Source organism: Rhodococcus daqingensis, assembly GCF_042665615.1.
Taxonomy (GTDB): domain Bacteria; phylum Actinomycetota; class Actinomycetes; order Mycobacteriales; family Mycobacteriaceae; genus Rhodococcus_G; species Rhodococcus_G daqingensis.
The window spans coordinates 41,981-60,976 of record NZ_JBHTCS010000026.1 but is presented as its reverse complement, the minus strand read 5'-3'; the positions used below and the strand labels follow the sequence as shown (position 1 = coordinate 60,976).

The window sequence follows — 18,996 nt, the reverse complement described above, 5'->3', positions numbered from 1 at the left end:
AAATCCAGGTCTTAGGAGAGATCAGTGATTCAGCAGGAGTCGCGACTGCGCGTCGCCGACAACACGGGTGCCAAGGAGATTCTCTGCATCCGCGTTCTCGGCGGTTCGTCTCGTCGCTACGCCGGGATCGGCGACATCATCGTCGCCACCGTCAAGGACGCCATCCCGGGTGGAAACATCAAGAAGGGCGAGGTCGTCAAGGCCGTCATCGTCCGCACCACCAAGGAGCGCCGCCGTCCGGACGGCTCGTACATCAAGTTCGACGAGAACGCTGCCGTTCTCATCAAGCCTGATCACGATCCCCGTGGCACTCGCATCTTCGGACCCGTGGGTCGCGAGCTGCGTGACAAGAAGTTCATGAAGATCGTTTCGCTCGCCCCGGAGGTGCTGTGATGAAGGTGCACAAGGGTGACACCGTTCTGGTCATCGCCGGCAAGGACAAGGGCGCCAAGGGCAAGGTCATCCAGGCCTTCCCGGCGACCGAGAAGGTCCTCGTCGAGGGCGTGAACCGGATCAAGAAGCACACCGCGGTCTCCGCGAACGAGCGTGGCGCCTCCTCCGGCGGCATCGTGACGCAGGAAGCCCCGATCCACGTGTCGAACGTGCAGGTCGTGGACTCGGACGGGAACGCCACTCGCGTTGGCTACCGCACCGACGAGAACGGCAAGCGGGTTCGGATCTCCCGTAAGAACGGGAAGGACATCTGAGATGACTAGCACTGAGAACAAGATCGTTCCCCGTCTGAAGACCCGCTACCGCGCCGAGATCAAGGACGCGCTGAACGCGGAGTTCGAGTACGCGAACGTCATGCAGATCCCCGGCGTGGTCAAGGTCGTCGTCAACATGGGTGTCGGCGACGCTGCCCGCGACGCGAAGCTGATCAACGGCGCGGTCCACGACCTCGAACTGATCACCGGCCAGAAGCCCGAGATCCGCAAGGCCCGCAAGTCCATCGCACAGTTCAAGCTGCGCGAGGGCATGCCCATCGGCGCCCGCGTCACCCTCCGTGGCGACCGGATGTGGGAGTTCCTCGATCGTCTGGTCAGCATCGCGCTGCCCCGTATCAGGGACTTCCGTGGCCTGTCCGGCAAGCAGTTCGACGGCAACGGCAACTACACCTTCGGTCTCAACGAGCAGTCGATGTTCCATGAGATCGACGTGGACAAGATCGATCGCCCGCGCGGTATGGACATCACCGTCGTGACGACCGCGACCAACAACGAAGAAGGCCGTGCCCTGCTCAAGCACCTCGGCTTCCCGTTCAAGGAGAACTGAGCCATGGCGAAGAAGGCACTGGTCAACAAGGCCAACAAGAAGCCCAAGTTCGCGGTGCGCGCCTACACCCGCTGCCAGCGGTGCGGCCGTCCCCACTCGGTGTTCCGCAAGTTCGGCCTGTGCCGAATCTGCGTTCGCGAGATGGCGCACGCGGGTGAGCTGCCCGGCGTTCACAAGAGCTCCTGGTAAGTAGAGACCTCTGGCTCGCATCCGTGAGCCAGTCCAAAGGAAAACCCCTTCGCTGTAGGCCCACGGCCGGCCGACACTCCTCGAGTGCCGACACCGGTGTTGCATGGGAACCGCTGCGAGAAAGGTGAACAGGTCAACCCCATGACCATGACCGATCCGATCGCAGACTTCTTGACGCGTCTGCGCAACGCCAACTCGGCGTACCACGACGAGGTGAAGCTTCCCCACTCGAAGATCAAGGCGAACATCGCCGAGATCCTCAAGCGTGAGGGCTACATCTCCGATTTCCGTACCGAGGACGCAGAGGTGGGCAAGACCCTCGTCGTCGACCTCAAGTACGGACCCAGCCGTGAGCGCAGCCTCGCGGGTGTCCGGCGCGTTTCCAAGCCCGGCCTCCGGGTTTACGCGAAGTCCACCAACCTGCCCAAGGTCCTGGGCGGCCTCGGCGTGGCGATCATCTCCACGTCTTCCGGCCTGCTCACGGATCGTCAGGCGGCCAAGCAGGGCGTCGGCGGCGAAGTCCTCGCCTACGTCTGGTAAGGGAGGCCACCACAATGTCGCGTATTGGAAAGATTCCGGTCACCGTCCCCGCGGGCGTTGACGTCACCATCGAAGGACAGAACGTCTCGGTCAAGGGCCCGAAGGGCACCCTGGCGCTGACGATCTCCGAGCCGATCAGCGTTGCCAAGAGCGAGGACGGTGCCCTTCTGGTCACCCGTCCGGACGACGAGCGTCGCAGCCGCGCGCTGCACGGCCTCTCGCGCACCCTGGTCGCCAACCTGATCACCGGTGTCACCGAGGGCTACACCACGAAGATGGAGATCCACGGCGTGGGTTACCGCGTCGCGCTCAAGGGCAAGGACCTCGAGTTCGCGCTGGGTTACAGCCACCCGGTGCCGATTGAGGCCCCCGAGGGCATCACCTTCGTCGTCGAGTCGCCCACCCGGTTCTCGGTCTCGGGTATCGACAAGCAGAAGGTCGGCCAGATCTCGGCCAACATCCGTCGTCTTCGCCGTCCGGACCCGTACAAGGGCAAGGGCGTGCGTTACGAGGGTGAGCAGATCCGCCGCAAGGTCGGAAAGACGGGTAAGTGATATGAGCCAGACTGCAAACCAGAAAGCCAAGCGGATCCCGCTGGGCAAGGATGCGTCCACCACGCGTCGTCTCTCGAAGACGCGTCGTCACTTCCGTCTGCGCAAGAAGGTCTCGGGCACGCCCGAGCGTCCGCGCCTGGTCGTGAACCGGTCCTCGCGCCACATCCACGTCCAGCTCGTGGACGACCTGGCCGGCCGTACCCTGGCCGCCGCGTCGACCACCGAGGCGGACCTGCGTGCGGCCGAGGGCGACAAGAAGGCCCTCAGCGCGAAGGTCGGTCAGCTGATCGCCGAGCGCGCGAAGGCTGCCGGCGTCGAGGCAGTGGTGTTCGACCACGGTGGCCACGGCTACCACGGTCGCATCGCGGCCCTGGCGGACGCGGCTCGCGAAGGCGGGTTGAAGTTCTGATGATGAAGCTCACGAATGGAAGGACAGTCTGATGCCGGGACGTCAGAGGCGTGACGGCGGCAGCGGACCCGCCGGACAGGGTGGCCCCAACACCGGGGACCAGCGCGGCGGCGGCGACCGTCGTGGCGGCGGTCGTGACGATCGTCGCGGCGGCCAGGCGGCCCCGAAGTCGGACCACATCGAGCGCGTTGTCACCATCAACCGCGTGTCGAAGGTCGTCAAGGGTGGTCGTCGCTTCAGCTTCACCGCTCTCGTGATCGTGGGCGACGGCAACGGACTCGTTGGCGTCGGCTACGGCAAGGCCAAGGAAGTTCCCGCGGCCATCCAGAAGGGTGTCGAGGAGGCTCGCAAGAGCTTCTTCCGCGTTCCGATGATCGGCGGCACCATCACTCACCCCGTCCAGGGTGAGGCGGCCGCCGGTGTGGTCATGCTCCGTCCGGCCAGCGCCGGTACCGGTGTCATCGCCGGTGGCGCGGTGCGTGCCGTGCTGGAGTGCGCGGGTATCCACGACATCCTGTCGAAGTCGCTCGGTAGCGACAACGCAATCAACGTCGTCCACGCGACCGTTGCCGCCCTCAAGGGCCTCCAGCGTCCCGAGGAGGTGGCCGCTCGCCGCGGACTGCCGCTCGAGGACGTGGCCCCGGCCGGCATGCTGCGTGCACGTGCGGGACAGGGAGTCTGAGATGGCTGAGTTGAAGGTCACCCAGGTAAAGAGCTCGATCGGTACCAAGAAGAACCAGCGCGAGAGCCTGCGCACCCTCGGTCTGAAGGGCATCCGCCAGACCGTCGTCCGCGAGGACAACGCGCAGAACCGTGGCCTGGTCAACGTGGTCCGCCACCTCGTCACAGTTGAGGAGGTCTAACCATGACCATCAAGTTGCATCACCTGCGCCCCGCTCCCGGTGCCAAGTCCGACAAGATCCGCGTCGGTCGAGGCGAGGGCGGCAAGCGCGGTAAGACCGCAGGTCGCGGCACGAAGGGCACCAAGGCCCGCAAGAACGTGCCCGCAGCCTTCGAGGGTGGACAGATGCCGCTGCACATGCGTCTGCCCAAGCTCAAGGGATTCAAGAACCCGTTCCGGACCGAGTACCAGGTCGTCAACGTGGGCGATATCGCCCGTCTGTTCCCCAACGGTGGGACAATTGGCGTTGCCGAGCTCGTCGAGGCCGGCGCGGTTCGCAAGAACCAGCTCGTGAAGGTCCTCGGCGACGGAGAGCTCACGGTGTCCGTTCAGGTCACCGCGAACAAGTTCACCGGTTCCGCCAAGGAGAAGATCACCGCCGCCGGTGGGACGACCACCGAGCTGTGATCCACCAGTAGGTCGAGGCCGATGGCCGCAGCGCATCCCGCAGGGGCGTGCTGCGGCCATTCGTCTAACCTGACTCACATGGTCTCTCGGGGCTGCGTGAACGGGTGCCACTGCTAGTGTTCTAAAGTTCATTTCGCCTCGTGAGCGATCCCGCTCGCGTTCTGCCAGTGCCAGGAGGATCTTTGCTTTCCGCCTTCGTCTCGGCCCTCAGGACTCCAGACCTGAGGCGGAAGATCCTCTTCGCCCTCGGCATCATCGCGTTGTACCGGTTCGGTGCGACGCTGCCGTCACCCGGCGTCGACTATGCCAACGTCAAGACCTGTATCGATCAGATCTCCGGTGGCGAGTCCGCGGGCATCTACTCGCTGATCAACCTGTTCTCCGGTGGCGCGCTGCTGCAGCTGTCGGTGTTCGCGATCGGCATCATGCCGTACATCACGGCGAGCATCATCGTGCAGCTGCTGACGGTGGTCATCCCGCGGTTCGAGGAACTCCGCAAGGAGGGCCAGTCGGGCCAGGCGAAGATGACCCAGTACACCCGGTACCTGTCGATCGCGCTCGCGATCCTGCAGTCGACCGGCATCGTCGCGCTGGCCGCGCGGGGCCAGCTGCTGCAGGGCTGCCAGGAAGACATCATCGCCGACCAGTCCATCTTCGGTCTGGTCACCATCGTCCTGGTGATGACCGCCGGTGCGGCCCTGGTGATGTGGTTCGGCGAGCTGATCACCGAGCGCGGTGTCGGTAACGGCATGTCGCTCCTGATCTTCGCCGGCATCGCCTCGCGCATGCCGTCCGAGGGCAAGGCGATCCTCGACAGCCGCGGCGGACTCATCTTCGCGATGGTCTGTGTCGCCGCCCTCGCCCTCATCGCGGGCGTGGTCTTCGTCGAGCAGGGCCAGCGGCGCATCCCGGTGCAGTACGCCAAGCGGATGGTCGGGCGGAAGATGTACGGCGGTTCCTCGACGTACCTGCCGCTCAAGGTCAACCAGGCCGGCGTCATCCCGGTGATCTTCGCGTCGTCACTGCTGTACCTGCCGAACCTGATCGCGCAGCTGACCGGCGCCAGCACGGCAACCGACCCGAGCTGGTGGCAGCGGATCATCCAGGAATACCTGGTCAACCCCAGCAACCCGGTCTACATCCTGATCTACTTCCTGCTCATCGTCTTCTTCACCTACTTCTATGTCGCGATCACCTTCAATCCCGAAGAGCGCGCGGACGAGATGAAGAAGTTCGGTGGCTTCATCCCGGGCATCCGTCCCGGGCGTCCGACGGCGGACTACCTCAACTACGTGCTCAGCCGCATCACGCTGCCGGGCGCCATCTACCTCGGTCTCATCGCGGTGCTGCCCAACTTCTTCCTCAGCGGAGGGAACGCGGGTAGCAGCATCTTCGGTGGTGCGGCGGTGCTGATTCTCGTCAGCGTCGGCCTCGACACCGTCAAGCAGATCGAGAGCCAACTCATGCAGCGCAACTACGAAGGGTTCCTCAAGTGAGACTTGTCCTCCTTGGTCCTCCCGGTGCCGGTAAAGGCACTCAGGCCGCCATCCTGTCGGAAAAGCTCGGCGTTCCGCACATCTCCACGGGCGACCTGTTCCGCGCCAACATCGGGCAGCAGACGGCGCTCGGACTCGAGGCGAAGAAGTACCTCGACGCAGGCGACCTGGTCCCCAGCGAGATCACCAACAACATGGTCCGTGCCCGGGTGTCCGAACCGGACGCGGTGAACGGATTCCTGCTCGACGGGTTCCCCCGCACCGTCGACCAGGCACAGGCACTCGAGGGTATCCTCGGGGAGCTGAACGCCAAGCTCGACGGCGTGCTGGCCTTCGAGGTCGACGACGAGGTCGTGGTCCAGCGGATGCTCGCCCGCGGTCGCGCGGACGACACGGAGGACGTGATCCGCAACCGGATGCGCGTCTACCGCGACGAGACGGCGCCGCTGCTGGACCACTACTCCGGTCAGATCGTCACCGTCGACGCCGTCGGCGAGGTCGACGAGGTCAACGCCCGCGCGCTCGCCGCGCTCGGTAAGTAAGAGGCAGTCGTGGGGTTTCGTCGGAAGAAGGTCGTTCCCTTCCGCACCGCGGGCGAGTTGGACGCGATGGCGGCGGCCGGCGCCGTCGTCGGCGCGACGCTCGTGGCGGTGCGCAATGCGGCGAAGCCCGGAGTGAGCACCCTCGAGCTCGATCAGCTCGCGGAGCAGACGATCCGTGACGCCGGCGCAGTGCCGTCGTTCCTCGGGTACCACGGGTTCACCGGATCGATCTGCTCGTCGGTGAACGACCGGGTGGTGCACGGGATCCCGTCCGCCGAGGACGTTCTCGTCGAGGGTGACCTGGTGTCCATCGACTGCGGGGCGATCCTCGACGGCTGGCACGGTGACTCCGCCTGGACCTTCGGCGTCGGCACGATCATCGAGGCCGACGAGTTGCTCAGCGAGGCCACCAGGCTGTCGATGGAGGCCGGCATCGCGGCGATGGTCGCGGGCAACCGCCTCACCGATGTCTCGCACGCGATCGAACTCGGAACCCTCGCGGCGGCGAAGGCGCACGGCCGTAAGTACGGCATCGTCGACGGCTACGGCGGTCACGCCATCGGCCGCGAGATGCACATGGATCCGTTCCTCCCCAACGAGGGGGCTCCGGGTAAGGGACCGGAACTCGTCGTGGGATCCGTCTTGGCCATCGAGCCGATGCTGACGCTCGGCACCCACGAGACCGTCGTGCTCGACGACGAGTGGACGGTCGTCACGACCGACGGCTCGCGGGCCGCGCACTGGGAGCACACCGTCGCGGTCACCGAGGACGGCCCGCGGATCCTCACCCTCCGCCCCGAGTAGGCACACTCCATCGGAGAACGGGCACCGACGGTCGATTGCGACCGTCGGTGCCCGTTCTTGGTTTCGGGATGGGGCGGACCGTGGCGATGTGAAGGCTCAGGACTCGAGCAGCAGGGTGACCGGGCCGTCGTTGACCGAGCTGACCCGCATGTGCGCACCGAAGTGTCCGGTCTCGACCTGTGCCCCGAGCCCGCGCAGTGCGTCGGCGAAGGCGTCGACCAGTGGTTCGGCGACCGGACGGGGCGCGGCGGCCGACCAGGACGGGCGCCTGCTCTTGCGGGTGTCGGCGAGCAGGGTGAACTGGCTGACCACCAGGATCGGCGCGCCGATGTCGGAGGCGGAGCGTTCGCCGTCCAGGATCCGGAGCTTCCACACCTTCGCGGCGAGGGCGTCCGCGGCCGACCGGTCGTCCCCGTGGCCGACACCGAGCAGGATCAGGAGCCCCTGGCTCTCCGGTTCGATCCTGGCGACGGTGTGACCGTCGACCTCGACCGCGGCTTCGGTGACGCGTTGGACAACCGCGCGCACGTTTCACATCCCTTCGGGGTCCGGGGGCGATTGAAGGCACATTTGGCCTGGTGAGCGAACTCCGGTAAGCTAGATCAACGGTGCGCCCTGCGTGCCGGTCGTTTCGTGCGTCTGTGCGGGTCGCCGGTTCTCTACCGCGTGCGCATCACCGTAACGGAGAACGATGCCCACCAACGGATCGCGGAGGATATGGCTAAGAAAGACGGGGCCATCGAGGTCGAGGGACGCGTAGTCGAACCGCTGCCCAATGCAATGTTCCGCATTGAGCTCGAGAACGGCCACAAGGTCCTCGCGCACATCAGCGGGAAGATGCGTCAGCACTACATTCGCATCCTGCCGGAAGACCGTGTCGTCGTAGAGCTGTCGCCCTATGACCTCTCTCGCGGTCGCATCGTCTACCGGTACAAGTAACACACACTTCCCGGGCCACATCTGGCCTGGGGAAACCATGTCCACCCACCGGTGGGCGACCACACAGGAGATTAGACAGACGTGAAGGTTCAGCCCAGCGTCAAGAAGATCTGCGAGAAGTGCAAGGTGATCCGTCGTAACGGCCGGGTCATGGTCATCTGCGACAACCTGCGTCACAAGCAGCGTCAGGGATAACCACCTGCACGACTTGCGATCGGCTTGTCCGACGCAACTGAAAAGAAGACCTCTCAGCACCAGCCAGGATGACGGCCAACGGGTTTCGGCCCGAACAGCACATCCCGGTGCACCCCCGGCACGGAGGCCGGGGCCCCACTGAGTTAGTTGAAAGACGCTCTGAGCGATCAGAGGACACAGGGGACGGACTGGGAGCAGACCTCCGCACACCGATAGGAAATGCCAACATGGCACGTCTCGCAGGTGTTGATCTTCCTCGCGAAAAGCGCATGGAGATCGCACTGACCTACATCTACGGCGTCGGCCGTACCCGCTCCAAGGAGATCCTCGCGGCCACCGGTGTCAACCCGGATCTGCGCAGCAAGGACCTCAGTGACGAGGACCTGACCAAGCTCCGCGAGTACATCGAGGAGTCGCTGAAGGTCGAGGGTGACCTTCGTCGCGAGGTTCAGGCGGACATTCGTCGCAAGATCGAGATCGGCTGCTACCAGGGCCTGCGCCACCGTCGTGGTCTGCCCGTGCGTGGACAGCGCACCAAGACCAACGCGCGCACCCGTAAGGGCCCCAAGCGCACCATTGCCGGCAAGAAGAAGGCGAAGTAATGCCCCCTAAGTCACGCACCGGTCCGAAGAAGACCCAGAAGGCACGTCGCAGGGACAAGAAGAACGTCCCGCACGGCGCCGCTCACATCAAGAGCACCTTCAACAACACCATCGTGTCCATCACGGACCCGTCCGGCAACGTCATCTCGTGGGCGTCCTCGGGCCACGTGGGCTTCAAGGGTTCGCGTAAGTCGACCCCGTTCGCCGCTCAGCTGGCCGCCGAGAGCGCTGCCCGCAAGGCGCAGGAGCACGGCGTCAAGAAGGTCGACGTCTTCGTCAAGGGCCCCGGCTCGGGACGCGAGACCGCGATCCGCTCGCTGCAGGCTGCCGGCCTCGAGGTCGGCACCATCTCCGATGTCACCCCTCAGCCGCACAACGGCTGCCGTCCGCCCAAGCGGCGTCGGGTCTAGCGGGAAGGAAAGGTTTAGAAAATGGCACGTTATACCGGCCCCATCACCCGCAAGTCGCGTCGTCTGCGCGTCGACCTCGTCGGAGGCGACCAGGCGTTCGAGCGTCGCCCCTACCCGCCGGGCCAGCACGGCCGCGCGCGGATCAAGGAGAGCGAGTACCTGCTCCAGCTGCAGGAGAAGCAGAAGGCTCGCTTCACCTACGGCGTCATGGAGAAGCAGTTCGTCCGCTACTACAAGGAAGCGGTGCGTCGCCCGGGTAAGACCGGCGAGAACCTGCTGCGCATCCTCGAGACCCGTCTCGACAACGTCGTGTACCGCGCCGGACTGGCCCGCACCCGTCGTCAGGCCCGCCAGCTCGTCAGCCACGGCCACCTTCTCGTGAACAACAAGAAGGTCGACATCCCGAGCTACCGCGTTTCTCAGTACGACATCATCGATGTCAAGGAGAAGTCGCTGAGCACGCTGCCGTTCCAGGTTGCCCGCGAGACCGTCGGCGACCGTCCGGTTCCCGGCTGGCTGCAGGTCGTTCCGGGTCGCCTCCGCGTCCTGGTCCACAATGTGCCCGAGCGCGCGCAGATCGACGTTCCGCTGCAGGAGCAGCTGATCGTGGAGCTGTACTCGAAGTAATGCCTTGTGCCCCGTGCGCCTTTCCGACAGCTCCGGCTGGAGGAGAGGCGCACGGGTGCCGGAGGCGCCATCCATCGTGGGCGTCAAATAGCGGACGTCCGTACAGGAGGAAAACCACATGCTCATTTCTCAGCGACCCACGCTGACCGAAGAGGTCATCGCTGACAACCGCTCGAAGTTCGTCATCGAGCCCCTTGAGCCCGGCTTCGGGTACACCCTCGGCAACTCGCTTCGCCGCACCCTGCTGTCGTCGATCCCCGGCGCTGCTGTCACCAGCATCCGCATCGACGGCGTCCTGCACGAGTTCACCACCGTTCCCGGCGTGAAGGAAGATGTCACCGACATCATCCTGAACCTCAAGGGCCTGGTCGTGAGTTCCGAAGAGGACGAGCCCGTCACCATGTACGTCCGCAAGCAGGGCCCCGGTGCCGTGACTGCAGGCGACATCGTGCCCCCGGCCGGCGTCACGGTGAACAACCCGGATCTGCACATCGCCACCCTGAACGACAAGGGCAAGCTGGAGATCGAGCTCGTCGTCGAGCGCGGTCGCGGCTACGTCCCCGCCGTCCAGAACAAGGCGTCCGGCGCCGAGATCGGCCGGATCCCGGTCGACTCGATCTACTCGCCGGTGCTCAAGGTCACCTACAAGGTGGAGGCCACCCGCGTCGAGCAGCGCACCGACTTCGATCGGCTCGTGCTGGACGTGGAGACCAAGAACTCCATCACTGCTCGGGACGCGCTCGCCTCGGCGGGCAAGACCCTGGTTGAGCTCTTCGGCCTGGCCCGTGAGCTGAACGTCGAAGCAGAAGGCATCGAGATCGGACCCTCGCCCGCCGAGGCCGATCACATCGCTTCCTTCGGACTGCCGATCGAGGATCTGGACCTCACCGTCCGTTCCTACAACTGCCTCAAGCGCGAGGGTGTTCACACCGTCGGCGAGCTGGTTGGTCGCACCGAGTCCGATCTGCTGGACATCCGCAACTTCGGTCAGAAGTCCATCGACGAGGTGAAGGTCAAGCTGCATTCGCTCGGCCTGGCCCTCAAGGACAGCCCGGCTTCGTTCGACCCGACCACCGTTGCCGGCTACGACGCCGCCACCGGTACCTGGAGCGACACCGACGCCGGCGCCTTCAACGAGGCCGACGGCAACGACCAGGACTACGCCGAGACCGAACAGCTGTAGTCAGCTCACCGGTTCCTTACTAGGAGATTCATCATGCCCAAGCCCAAGAAGGGTGCCCGCTTCGGCGGGTCGGCTTCGCACCAGAAGGCGATCTTCGCCAATCTGGCCACCGCGCTCTTCGAGCACGGTCGTATCACCACCACCGAGGCCAAGGCCAAGGCCCTGCGGCCCTACGCCGAGAAGCTCGTCACGCACGCCAAGGCCGGCACGCTGGCTCATCGTCGTGAGGTGCTCAAGGTCATCCGCAACAAGGATGTCGTGCACACCCTGTTCGCGGAGATCGGTCCGTTCTACGCGGAGCGCGATGGCGGCTACACCCGCATCATCAAGACCGTCCCCCGCAAGGGTGACAACGCTCCGATGGCGATCATCGAGCTCGTCAAGGAGCAGACCGTCACCTCCGAGGCCGACCGCGCGCGTCGCGTGAAGGCGTCGCAGGAGGCCCCGGCCGCCGAGGCCAAGGCCGAGGAGACCGAGGTCGTCGAGGCGGAGGCCACCGAGGCTCCGGCCGCCGAGGCCGAGGCTCCGGAGGCTGACGCCGACGAGGCCAAGAAGGACTAACGCTGAACGCGTCAGTACCTCGCATCGAACCCGTCGCCCCTTCCGGGGGCGGCGGGTTCGTTCGCTATCGCCTCGATGTGACCTACGACGGCACCGACTTCGCGGGATGGGCGCGTCAGCCCGGACTCCGGACCGTGTGCGGGGTGCTCGAGCAGGCCCTGTCCACCGTGTTCCGTGAACCGGTCGAACTGACCGTGGCCGGACGCACCGACGCGGGCGTGCATGCGGCCGGGCAGGTCGCACACATGGACCTGTCGACTCCGCTCGACGACCCGGGCAGGCTCGTCCGGCGGTTCGCGCGATTCCTGCCGCCCGACGTCCGGATCAAGGCCATTGCCGCGGTGCCCCCGGAGTTCGATGCCCGGTTCTCGGCGATCCGCAGGCATTACGAGTACCGAATCGGCACGGCGAGGTACGGCGTCGAGCCGTTGCGGGCCCGCGACACCGTCTCGGTGCCGAAGGACCTCGACCTGGACGCCATGGGCAGGGCGTCGGCCGGCCTGCTGGGCCTGCACGATTTCGCCGCGTTCTGCAGGCGTCGCGAGGGCGCCACCACCGTGCGGGAGTTGCAGCGCTTCGACTGGGTGCGCGAGGGCGACATCGTCACCGCGCACGTCAGCGCTGACGCCTTCTGCTGGTCCATGGTCCGCAGCCTGGTCGGGGCGATGTTGGCCGTGGGGGAGGGGCGCCGCAGCGTCGCGTGGACGGTCGGGTTGCTCGAGCAGCGCGAGCGTTCCAGCGCCGTGCTGGTCGCCCCCGCGCGCGGGTTGAGCCTGGTTCGGGTCGACTACCCGGCCGATGAGGATCTGCACGAGCGCAATGCCGTCACCCGAGAGGTGCGTTCGGTGCCCGGCGGATGCTGCGGCGACTGACCACCCCCGCGGAGTGGGCAGTTACCGGGGCATCGGCCGAGAGGGCGCGTCCGTAGCTGCACTGTCGGCGGGCTGTGGCGCCGGCGGGCGTCGGCCGCCCGCGCCGCCGACTCGGGCGATCGCGATGCCGCCGAGCACACCCGCGCCACCGACGATCTGGATGGGCGTCATCGATTCGCCCAGCAGGATCCACGAGGCGACGACGGCGAACAGCACCTCGGTCAGCAGGACCAGCGAGGTCAACGTGGGACCGATCCGGGCGACTGCGGCGCTGCCCGACAGGTAGGCGACGACCGTGCTGACGAGGACCAGCAGGACGAGTGGGACGAACCACGGCAGGTCGACCGAACCCAGCGTGGCCGCCGCGCCGGTGACGGCGAGCGGCAGCACCCCGAGCAGGCCGATGCAGCCGATCACGGCGGCCCCGACCGCCATGCCCGTCGCGGTCAGGATCAGCGGGCTGAATGTCTCGGAGGTCCGGTCGGAGATGACGAAGAAGCAGGCCAGGCAGACCGTCGACATCGACGCCCAGGCGACGCCGACGAGGCTGATGTCGACCGACCCGAACAGATCCAGTACTCCCACCGCCCCCGCCAGCGCGAGTGCGGTGCCGAGGAGGGTCACCGCGCCCGGGCGCTCGCCTCGCCTCGCCCACGCCCACGCGAGGACCAGGAGCGGCGCCAGGAACTGGATCATGAGCGCGACGCCGACCGAGAGGTACTGCAGGGACAGGAAGAAGCCGGTCTGGACGCCCGCCACCGCCATCAGTCCGTACAGCACGATCGTCCTGGTGTGCCGGTGAGCGGTACGCAGTCCGGACGGCTCTACTGTCGCGGCGATCACCAGCATCACGACGGCGGCGCCCGCGATCCGGGCCAGTACGGTGCCGCCGGGCGACCAGCCCGCGTTCATCAGCGACTTCGCGAGCGGGCCCGACAGGCCGAAGGTGAACGCGGAGAGCACGCTCAGGGCGATACCGGTCCGGGCCGCCGGCGACTGGGTGCGGGTCGCTCGAAACAACACGGAGGCCGCACTGCTGCGCACGTCGGTGTCTCCTGTCATGGGTGAAAGCTGATTAGACTCATGACGCTATGAGACGAGTCGTCAGGAGTCAAAGTGTATATAGCCCATGACACCGAGCGGGCCCTGATCTGTGCGACCGCGCTCGTCAACACCGGGCTCGGCGGCCGCGAGCTGCTCTCCGACGTGGCCGCCCTCGACGCCTTCCTGACCGAGCACGACTGGAGCGGCAGGCGCGACGGTACGGAGGCGGAGCTGCGCGCGGTGCGGTCGTTGCGGCCTCGGCTCGCCGAGCTGTGGCAGGCAGGCAGTGATCGCGACGTGGCGCAGATCGTGAACGCCTTGCTCCGGGAGGCGAAGGCGATGCCACGGCTCGCCGAGCACGGCGACTGGGGCTGGCACCTGCACGTCACCGCGGACGACGATCCCTTGGTGCACAGGATGGGGGCGGAGGCCGCGATGGCGATCGTCGATGTCGTCCGGGTCGGGGACCTCGACCGGCTGCGTCATTGTGTCGCACCCGATTGCGATTCGGTGCTGATCGACCTGTCCCGCAACAGGTCTCGCCGCTACTGCGACACCGGGAACTGCGGGAACCGGGCGAATGTGGCGGCCTACCGGGCGCGCAAGGCGCGGATCGCCACTCGATGAGGGACGCGGCGGTCGGGCTGGGCCGGGCTACGCGACGCCCTCGATGACGGTCATCACGACGGTTTCCGCGTTGTGCCGGGCGACGGACTTGTTGAGCTTGGCCCGAATGACGACGCCGTCCTTGCGCACGAGGTCGAAATCGGCAGACAGGCCGAGGTGTTCGCCGTTGATCAATTGGGTGTGGCCGCGATCGTGTTCCTCGATGAGGCTCGGATGGACGAACTGACGCGGTCCCAGGCCGCGGGCCTCGGGCAGTGAGTACCCGAGCAGATCGGCGAATGCCCGGTTGACGTCGACAACGTGATCGTCACTCTTGTGCACGATCACCGGCATGTTGACGTTGTGGATGAGCGACCGATAGTGGGCACCACTGATCGCACTCACGGAACTCGAAGACACCCGCGACCTCCCGACTGGTCTGCGAAAGCACCCGATCCAACGTTGTGGATCGTTCAACCAATGTGACAGCGGGGGAAGTGTAAGTGCAACGTGATGGGCGACACAGCGGTTTCCGATACGTCGAGAACCGAAATGATTTCGCGGCGGTCAGCCGGCCAGGGATCGGGCGATCACGAGCCGCTGAATCTGATTGGTGCCCTCGAAGATCTGGGTGAACTTATCTCGGTCGGGCAGCGAGGTCGACAGTTGGGTTTCCTGCAGGTCAGTGCGCGTTTCATGGTTCACGTCGATCACATTGTGATCAGCGCATCGGGCGCTGAACCGGGACCGCGCCGGGACCGGTCGGGTGTCGGTCCCGGAGTTGCCGGGCATTCCGGGCGACCGAACCGGATCCGTCTGATATTGATACGGCATGCGAATGATCATGGTCGTGACCGCGTGCGCGGCAGCGACAGCCCTTCTTGCGGGTTGCTCATCGTCGGATGACGGCGGGACTGCTGAGCCCGTGGCGGTTTCGAGTGCGGCGAGTCAGGCAGCGGCCTCGGGGGTCGACGAGGCCCGCGCGAAGTTGCAGAGTGTGGTCGAGAGGCCGTCTTCGACGTCCGTGAAGCCTTCCCCCGCCGCCGGGTATGAGGTGTCGCCTGCGGGCGTGACCACCGCGGTGGACGTACCGCCGGCGATGTCCGGGGCCGAGTTCACGCAGACGTGCCAGGAAGCGCTCGTTTGGGTGTCGACGATCGAGGGTGATCCCGCCTCGAAGGCCGAGGCGATGCTCGGCGTCTTACAGGCGGATCCAGTCGAGTTCGGAGGCGACCCGGCTGCGCCAGATGTGTGGGCCAACGGCACGCCGCAGATGCATGCGGACACGATCGCCGCGGTGAACGCGGCCGCGCGCGGCGAGTGCTGATGGGTACCGCGAAGGACCGCGATGCGATCACGGACGCGATCGCGGCTGCGCTGTGCCAGGCCCGAGAGCAGTCCGGGATGTCGTTGGAGGAAGTCGCGTCGGCGGCCGAGTTGCCGCCCGCGACGTTGGCGCGGTTCGAGTCCGGCGGCCGGGAGGTGACGCTTCCTGTGTTCTCCCGACTCGGTGCTGTGCTGGGCTTTGATCCATTCGTCGTGATGGATGCGGTGCAGGTCGAGGCGTTCGGGCCGCCGCGCCGCAAGTAGGGCGCCCGGTCAGGATCCAATTCCGGACAGCACGGTTTCGCGTTCGGGCTGGTCGTGGGCGATCTGAAAATATCCTATCGCTAGGGTTGCATTAGTAGCGCTGGCGCTGGTAATATCTTTTCCAGAGGGACGGAGATGCCGCCCCTCGGAGAGGAACAGATGAGCCCGCCCGAATGGATAGCCCTTCTGGCCGCCAGCTTCGTTGGTATCCAGACCGGGATGAAGATCAGGGAACACCTGATCGACTACCCGATCAGGAAACGGAGAGGGGAGGACCAGGAGGGCGAATAGCCCAGAACCCCGCCCTGGCCGGTAGCAACGGCCAGGGTGGGGCCCTGGTAAACCAGCGTAACCCCGACCGACGAAGGAGGACACGATGAGTAAGGAAATCGCAGGTCTCGGCGCGATCGCGGTTCTCGCGATCATCTTCTACCTCACCGATGTGCCCGCATGGGCGTGGGCGTTTCCCGCGGTGCTGCTCATGCTCGAGGTCGCGATGCTCGTCCGGGCCCGCGCGATCGAGGCCCGACGATGAAACCGATCATCATCGACGAGGACACCGGGCGCCGCCTCTGGCGGGTTGTCGAGTGCTCGGAGCACACCGGGATCGCGGGCACGTCATGGCGCGCGTACGTCGCAAAGGGCATCGCGCCGCAGCCGATCGCCCACCTCGACGCCCGCACGCCACTGTGGGACGCCGAGGAGGTCCAGACGTTCGAGCGGGACCGGCCCGGCGTAGCTGGCCGACCACGCACGAGATCGAGCGCAGGGACCTAGTTTGCCCATCGGTCCCGCTGTGGCATCGCCCCGGCGCACGGTGGGGTTCTGATCGTGACTCCGCACGTGCGGCAGTAGTGCGTTCGGTGCCCGCCGCGACAGGCGCCGGCGCATTCGCATTGTTCCCAGCCGACGAGGCACCGGCTCGGCCCGAGCCGGTGCCCGTTCGGGCAGTGTGTCGGCGCGGGCTCGACGTGCACGACCATACCTCTCAGCCTAGCCGTAGTCGCACATTCGTTCGATAGTCGCTAGGGTGGGGTCCGCGGGCGGAAGCCGGGAGGGAAGCCCGACCGACGCCCCAACGACAAATAGCCCCGCCCTCAGTTTGAGGGCGGGGCTATTTCGTGCCGAGCTGGCGCAGGTCCCACGCGACGAGGTCGAGGGCGTCGAGGACCCGGGCGCACTCAGGATCGCAGCGGAGCCAGCCGAGCGCCACACTGTCGTCGGCGTGCAGCTCCGCGAGGAGCATCTCGTCCACGGGGCTCATGCAGGGTTGGACGCGCCGCGCTGCGGCGCGGTTCCCTGCTACCCGATGCGGGTGATCATGTAGCGGGTGTTGTTGCCGGCCGCGATCGTGCGGTAGCCGTTCGCGGTTGAGTCAACGAAGAACCCGAACCCGAGCTTCTGAGCGGCCGCCGTGATCCGTACGAAGTGAACCTCGGACTGGAACGGCGGCTGGCCCGATGCGGCGGCTTTGATGCCCTCCCGAATTCGGTAGCGGGCCTGATCGAAGACTCCCGGTCCGCGATTGGGGGTCTCGTTGGAGTTCCACAGCACCTCGCAGACGACCAGGTAGCTGCCGGTCGGGACGGTGAAACCATCCGCCGCGAACGTATGTGCCGGGTCAGTCACTGTGTTCACGAGGTTGCTCTGAATTGCGAAGAGCCCCGCGCCGGAGGTGTTGCCCGCGTTGAGCATCGTGCCGCCCGGCACGTACGCCTCGCTGTACGCGCCGACCGATCCGCCTTGCCACGTGGCATTGCCTGCGCCGTCGGACGTCAGCACTTTCCCCGCCGCGGGGCTGCCGCCTGTGACCTTGAGCGACTGAGTGGTCAGCAGGCCGGTCACCGTCGGGTTTGTCACTGACAACTTGGCGGCGAGCAAGCCCGTGAGCGCGTCTCGAGCCCGCTGGTCAGTGAAGTACTTGTTCGTCGCGCCCTCGGTCACCGAGTCGGTCGAACCGGGGGAGGGACTGATCTCGATGTAGGCCGATCCGCTCCATCGGTAGATCTTGCCGGTATCGAGGGCGACATAGATCTTCCCGGAAAGGCCGGCGCCTGGGAGGGCGCCGTGGTCCGCATACTCGAGAACGTCGTCCACGTACGACGGGAGATTCGCGGGCGGGACGAATCCGTTCGCGTCGAGTGGCGCATACCCGTTGGCCGCACCCTTCGCGGACTTGTCTTCCTTGTTGCCCAGTGATGCGGTCAGTCCGGTGACGTCGGCCTGGGCGTGGGTGTGACCTGGCTGCGACGCGGTCGCGGCCTTGGCGAGATCAGCCCGAACGCTGGGTGCCAACTTCGGAGGGGTGACAGCGTCATCGACAAGCTTCGCGGTGGTGACGCCGCCGTCAGGCACCACCCCGGCGGCCGCGTCGGCGACGATCTGCTCCGCTTCGTTCCGGAAGCCCAGCGACTCACCCGCGGCGGTGACCGACTGATCGCGCGCGGTGTCGATCTGCACCTTGATGGCGTCGATCTGCCCCTTCGTCGCGTCGACTTGCCCCTTCGCGGTGGCCGCGGCCCCGGCGGACAGGCCCGCCGCGATCGCGGACTGGCTGGCCAGACCCGCCTGTTCGAGCGCGTCGTCGGCCTCGTTCGCGGCCTGGATCTCGGAGGCGCCCGCCGCGTTCTTCGCGAGGATCGCCGCATCGCGGGCGCCCTCGGTCACCCCCCGCGCAGTCTCGGCGCGGCCGGCCGCGTCACGGGAACTCGCCTCGAGCGCACGCGATTCGACGACCAACGCCTCCGCTTCGCGGACCAGCTCGGCCACCCGGGACACGACAGGCTCCGGGTACTCGATCGACATGTCGATCGCGTCGGCGAGGTTCAGGCGCCGCTGCCCGTCGCCGCCGGGATCTACCGGTCCGAACGTGGCCGAGTTCGCGGCCACAGAGGGACCGTTGACGCCGCGGCCCGGGTCCTCGACCAGCTGGGGCTCGGCGGTCCACGCGATCGGGACGCCCGCGACGATGACGGGCAGCATCACCCCGTCGCGGGCCTGCCGGTCCTGCAGTCGGCCACCGACGACGGGAAACACCATCTCGCGCAGCGACAGCAGGTACGCCGACGCGCTTCCGGCTCCGGGGACGCGGATCGCGTCGAACCGGTCCAGGGCGTCGAACTGGGCCCGGAACACGACGCGGCCCTTGAGGGTCGACTGTTCAGGCAGCGCGTCGACGTCGTCGCGGCTGTCGTAGTCGGTGATCTTCCATTCGCCCGTGATGTGCTGGTACTGGATCGACATATCTCG

The 18,996-nt window shown here is 66.4% G+C and carries 32 protein-coding genes; 26 read left to right on the top strand and 6 right to left on the bottom strand.

Annotated features, from left to right (window positions below):
- Positions 1 to 24 precede the first annotated feature (24 nt).
- From rplN to map, 13 genes are all read left to right on the top strand, one after another.
- A complete protein-coding gene (gene rplN, locus ACFQS9_RS22085; protein ID WP_027503159.1) occupies positions 25 to 393 on the top strand; it encodes a 50S ribosomal protein L14 in 369 nt (122 codons plus the stop codon).
- Positions 393 to 707: a 50S ribosomal protein L24 gene (gene rplX / locus ACFQS9_RS22080; protein WP_027503160.1), complete on the top strand. Its 315-nt coding sequence runs from the start codon at positions 393 to 395 to the stop codon at positions 705 to 707. The genes rplN and rplX overlap by 1 nt, the downstream gene beginning before the upstream one ends.
- A gap of 1 nt (position 708) precedes the next feature.
- Entirely contained in the window at positions 709 to 1,275 is a 567-nt protein-coding gene (gene rplE / locus ACFQS9_RS22075) for a 50S ribosomal protein L5 (RefSeq protein ID WP_027503161.1), read from the top strand.
- A 3-nt stretch (positions 1,276 to 1,278) separates the two neighbouring features.
- Entirely contained in the window at positions 1,279 to 1,464 is a 186-nt protein-coding gene (locus ACFQS9_RS22070; RefSeq protein WP_005239644.1) for a type Z 30S ribosomal protein S14, read from the top strand.
- 141 nt (positions 1,465 to 1,605) lie between these two features.
- Positions 1,606 to 2,004, top strand: coding sequence for a 30S ribosomal protein S8 (gene rpsH, locus ACFQS9_RS22065; protein ID WP_007531931.1), 399 nt, complete (start codon positions 1,606 to 1,608; stop codon positions 2,002 to 2,004).
- Between the two features lie 14 nt (positions 2,005 to 2,018).
- Positions 2,019 to 2,558: a 50S ribosomal protein L6 gene (gene rplF / locus ACFQS9_RS22060; protein ID WP_027503162.1), complete on the top strand. Its 540-nt coding sequence runs from the start codon at positions 2,019 to 2,021 to the stop codon at positions 2,556 to 2,558.
- Position 2,559: 1 nt separating this feature from the next.
- Entirely contained in the window at positions 2,560 to 2,967 is a 408-nt protein-coding gene (gene rplR, locus ACFQS9_RS22055) for a 50S ribosomal protein L18 (RefSeq protein WP_378408652.1), read from the top strand.
- Positions 2,968 to 2,998: 31 nt separating this feature from the next.
- Positions 2,999 to 3,649 (top strand): 30S ribosomal protein S5, encoded by a 651-nt coding sequence (gene rpsE, locus ACFQS9_RS22050; RefSeq protein WP_378408650.1) that lies wholly within the window; start codon positions 2,999 to 3,001, stop codon positions 3,647 to 3,649.
- A 1-nt stretch (position 3,650) separates the two neighbouring features.
- Entirely contained in the window at positions 3,651 to 3,830 is a 180-nt protein-coding gene (gene rpmD, locus ACFQS9_RS22045) for a 50S ribosomal protein L30 (RefSeq protein ID WP_378408649.1), read from the top strand.
- Positions 3,831 to 3,832: 2 nt separating this feature from the next.
- The gene (rplO, locus tag ACFQS9_RS22040) at positions 3,833 to 4,276 is read left to right on the top strand and encodes a 50S ribosomal protein L15 (RefSeq protein ID WP_072750010.1); all 444 of its coding nucleotides are present in this window, start codon (positions 3,833 to 3,835) and stop codon (positions 4,274 to 4,276) included.
- Between the two features lie 182 nt (positions 4,277 to 4,458).
- Complete coding sequence (secY, locus tag ACFQS9_RS22035; protein WP_378408647.1) at positions 4,459 to 5,772, top strand: preprotein translocase subunit SecY; 1,314 nt, start codon at positions 4,459 to 4,461, stop codon at positions 5,770 to 5,772.
- Positions 5,769 to 6,314, top strand: coding sequence for an adenylate kinase (locus tag ACFQS9_RS22030; protein WP_378408645.1), 546 nt, complete (start codon positions 5,769 to 5,771; stop codon positions 6,312 to 6,314). The genes secY and ACFQS9_RS22030 overlap by 4 nt, the downstream gene beginning before the upstream one ends.
- Positions 6,315 to 6,323: 9 nt before the next feature.
- The gene (map, locus tag ACFQS9_RS22025) at positions 6,324 to 7,118 is read left to right on the top strand and encodes a type I methionyl aminopeptidase (RefSeq protein WP_378408644.1); all 795 of its coding nucleotides are present in this window, start codon (positions 6,324 to 6,326) and stop codon (positions 7,116 to 7,118) included.
- 96 nt (positions 7,119 to 7,214) lie between these two features.
- Here the strand turns inward: map and dtd are convergent, their stop codons facing one another.
- Complete coding sequence (gene dtd / locus ACFQS9_RS22020) at positions 7,215 to 7,646, bottom strand: D-aminoacyl-tRNA deacylase (RefSeq protein ID WP_378408642.1); 432 nt, start codon at positions 7,644 to 7,646, stop codon at positions 7,215 to 7,217.
- 189 nt (positions 7,647 to 7,835) lie between these two features.
- On the opposite strand from dtd, the gene infA reads away from it, so the two are divergent.
- The 8 genes from infA to truA all read left to right on the top strand — a co-directional run bounded on the left by infA (position 7,836) and on the right by truA (position 12,507).
- The gene (gene infA / locus ACFQS9_RS22015; RefSeq protein WP_003418601.1) at positions 7,836 to 8,057 is read left to right on the top strand and encodes a translation initiation factor IF-1; all 222 of its coding nucleotides are present in this window, start codon (positions 7,836 to 7,838) and stop codon (positions 8,055 to 8,057) included.
- Between the two features lie 81 nt (positions 8,058 to 8,138).
- Positions 8,139 to 8,252: a 50S ribosomal protein L36 gene (gene rpmJ, locus ACFQS9_RS22010; protein ID WP_025347279.1), complete on the top strand. Its 114-nt coding sequence runs from the start codon at positions 8,139 to 8,141 to the stop codon at positions 8,250 to 8,252.
- A gap of 227 nt (positions 8,253 to 8,479) precedes the next feature.
- A complete protein-coding gene (gene rpsM / locus ACFQS9_RS22005; protein ID WP_027503171.1) occupies positions 8,480 to 8,854 on the top strand; it encodes a 30S ribosomal protein S13 in 375 nt (124 codons plus the stop codon).
- On the top strand, positions 8,854 to 9,264 hold the full coding sequence (gene rpsK / locus ACFQS9_RS22000; RefSeq protein WP_027503172.1) for a 30S ribosomal protein S11: 411 nt from the start codon (positions 8,854 to 8,856) through the stop codon (positions 9,262 to 9,264). The genes rpsM and rpsK overlap by 1 nt, the downstream gene beginning before the upstream one ends.
- A gap of 21 nt (positions 9,265 to 9,285) precedes the next feature.
- Positions 9,286 to 9,891: a 30S ribosomal protein S4 gene (gene rpsD, locus ACFQS9_RS21995; RefSeq protein WP_077040852.1), complete on the top strand. Its 606-nt coding sequence runs from the start codon at positions 9,286 to 9,288 to the stop codon at positions 9,889 to 9,891.
- Positions 9,892 to 10,009: 118 nt separating this feature from the next.
- The gene (locus ACFQS9_RS21990) at positions 10,010 to 11,074 is read left to right on the top strand and encodes a DNA-directed RNA polymerase subunit alpha (protein ID WP_378408638.1); all 1,065 of its coding nucleotides are present in this window, start codon (positions 10,010 to 10,012) and stop codon (positions 11,072 to 11,074) included.
- A 33-nt stretch (positions 11,075 to 11,107) separates the two neighbouring features.
- Complete coding sequence (gene rplQ / locus ACFQS9_RS21985; protein WP_378408637.1) at positions 11,108 to 11,635, top strand: 50S ribosomal protein L17; 528 nt, start codon at positions 11,108 to 11,110, stop codon at positions 11,633 to 11,635.
- A 23-nt stretch (positions 11,636 to 11,658) separates the two neighbouring features.
- Complete coding sequence (truA, locus tag ACFQS9_RS21980; protein ID WP_378408676.1) at positions 11,659 to 12,507, top strand: tRNA pseudouridine(38-40) synthase TruA; 849 nt, start codon at positions 11,659 to 11,661, stop codon at positions 12,505 to 12,507.
- A 21-nt stretch (positions 12,508 to 12,528) separates the two neighbouring features.
- On the opposite strand, the gene ACFQS9_RS21975 is transcribed toward truA, so the two are convergent.
- Positions 12,529 to 13,569, bottom strand: a complete 1,041-nt coding sequence (locus ACFQS9_RS21975) for an EamA family transporter (protein ID WP_378408635.1) — start codon at positions 13,567 to 13,569, stop codon at positions 12,529 to 12,531.
- A gap of 54 nt (positions 13,570 to 13,623) precedes the next feature.
- Between ACFQS9_RS21975 and ACFQS9_RS21970 the strand changes: the two genes are divergently transcribed.
- Complete coding sequence (locus tag ACFQS9_RS21970) at positions 13,624 to 14,178, top strand: CGNR zinc finger domain-containing protein (RefSeq protein WP_378408633.1); 555 nt, start codon at positions 13,624 to 13,626, stop codon at positions 14,176 to 14,178.
- A 27-nt stretch (positions 14,179 to 14,205) separates the two neighbouring features.
- On the opposite strand, the gene ACFQS9_RS21965 is transcribed toward ACFQS9_RS21970, so the two are convergent.
- Both ACFQS9_RS21965 and ACFQS9_RS21960 read right to left on the bottom strand, forming a co-directional pair.
- Positions 14,206 to 14,577, bottom strand: a complete 372-nt coding sequence (locus tag ACFQS9_RS21965; protein WP_378408632.1) for a PAS domain S-box protein — start codon at positions 14,575 to 14,577, stop codon at positions 14,206 to 14,208.
- Positions 14,578 to 14,724: 147 nt separating this feature from the next.
- A complete protein-coding gene (locus tag ACFQS9_RS21960) occupies positions 14,725 to 14,871 on the bottom strand; it encodes a hypothetical protein (RefSeq protein WP_378408678.1) in 147 nt (48 codons plus the stop codon).
- A 118-nt stretch (positions 14,872 to 14,989) separates the two neighbouring features.
- Here ACFQS9_RS21960 and lpqV point away from each other — a divergent pair, with 118 nt between their 5' ends.
- The 4 genes from lpqV (at position 14,990) to ACFQS9_RS21940 (ending at position 16,524) form a co-directional block, all read left to right on the top strand.
- Positions 14,990 to 15,484, top strand: coding sequence for a lipoprotein LpqV (gene lpqV / locus ACFQS9_RS21955; protein WP_378408630.1), 495 nt, complete (start codon positions 14,990 to 14,992; stop codon positions 15,482 to 15,484).
- A complete protein-coding gene (locus tag ACFQS9_RS21950) occupies positions 15,484 to 15,747 on the top strand; it encodes a helix-turn-helix domain-containing protein (protein WP_378408628.1) in 264 nt (87 codons plus the stop codon). The genes lpqV and ACFQS9_RS21950 overlap by 1 nt, the downstream gene beginning before the upstream one ends.
- Positions 15,748 to 16,123: 376 nt before the next feature.
- Entirely contained in the window at positions 16,124 to 16,282 is a 159-nt protein-coding gene (locus ACFQS9_RS21945; protein WP_378408626.1) for a hypothetical protein, read from the top strand.
- A complete protein-coding gene (locus ACFQS9_RS21940; RefSeq protein ID WP_378408624.1) occupies positions 16,279 to 16,524 on the top strand; it encodes a helix-turn-helix transcriptional regulator in 246 nt (81 codons plus the stop codon). The genes ACFQS9_RS21945 and ACFQS9_RS21940 overlap by 4 nt, the downstream gene beginning before the upstream one ends.
- 337 nt (positions 16,525 to 16,861) lie before the next feature.
- Here ACFQS9_RS21940 and ACFQS9_RS21935 read toward each other — a convergent pair whose 3' ends face one another.
- Both ACFQS9_RS21935 and ACFQS9_RS21930 read right to left on the bottom strand, forming a co-directional pair.
- Entirely contained in the window at positions 16,862 to 17,011 is a 150-nt protein-coding gene (locus tag ACFQS9_RS21935) for a hypothetical protein (RefSeq protein WP_378408622.1), read from the bottom strand.
- A 38-nt stretch (positions 17,012 to 17,049) separates the two neighbouring features.
- Positions 17,050 to 18,990 (bottom strand): hypothetical protein, encoded by a 1,941-nt coding sequence (locus ACFQS9_RS21930; RefSeq protein ID WP_378408621.1) that lies wholly within the window; start codon positions 18,988 to 18,990, stop codon positions 17,050 to 17,052.
- Positions 18,991 to 18,996 lie beyond the last annotated feature (6 nt).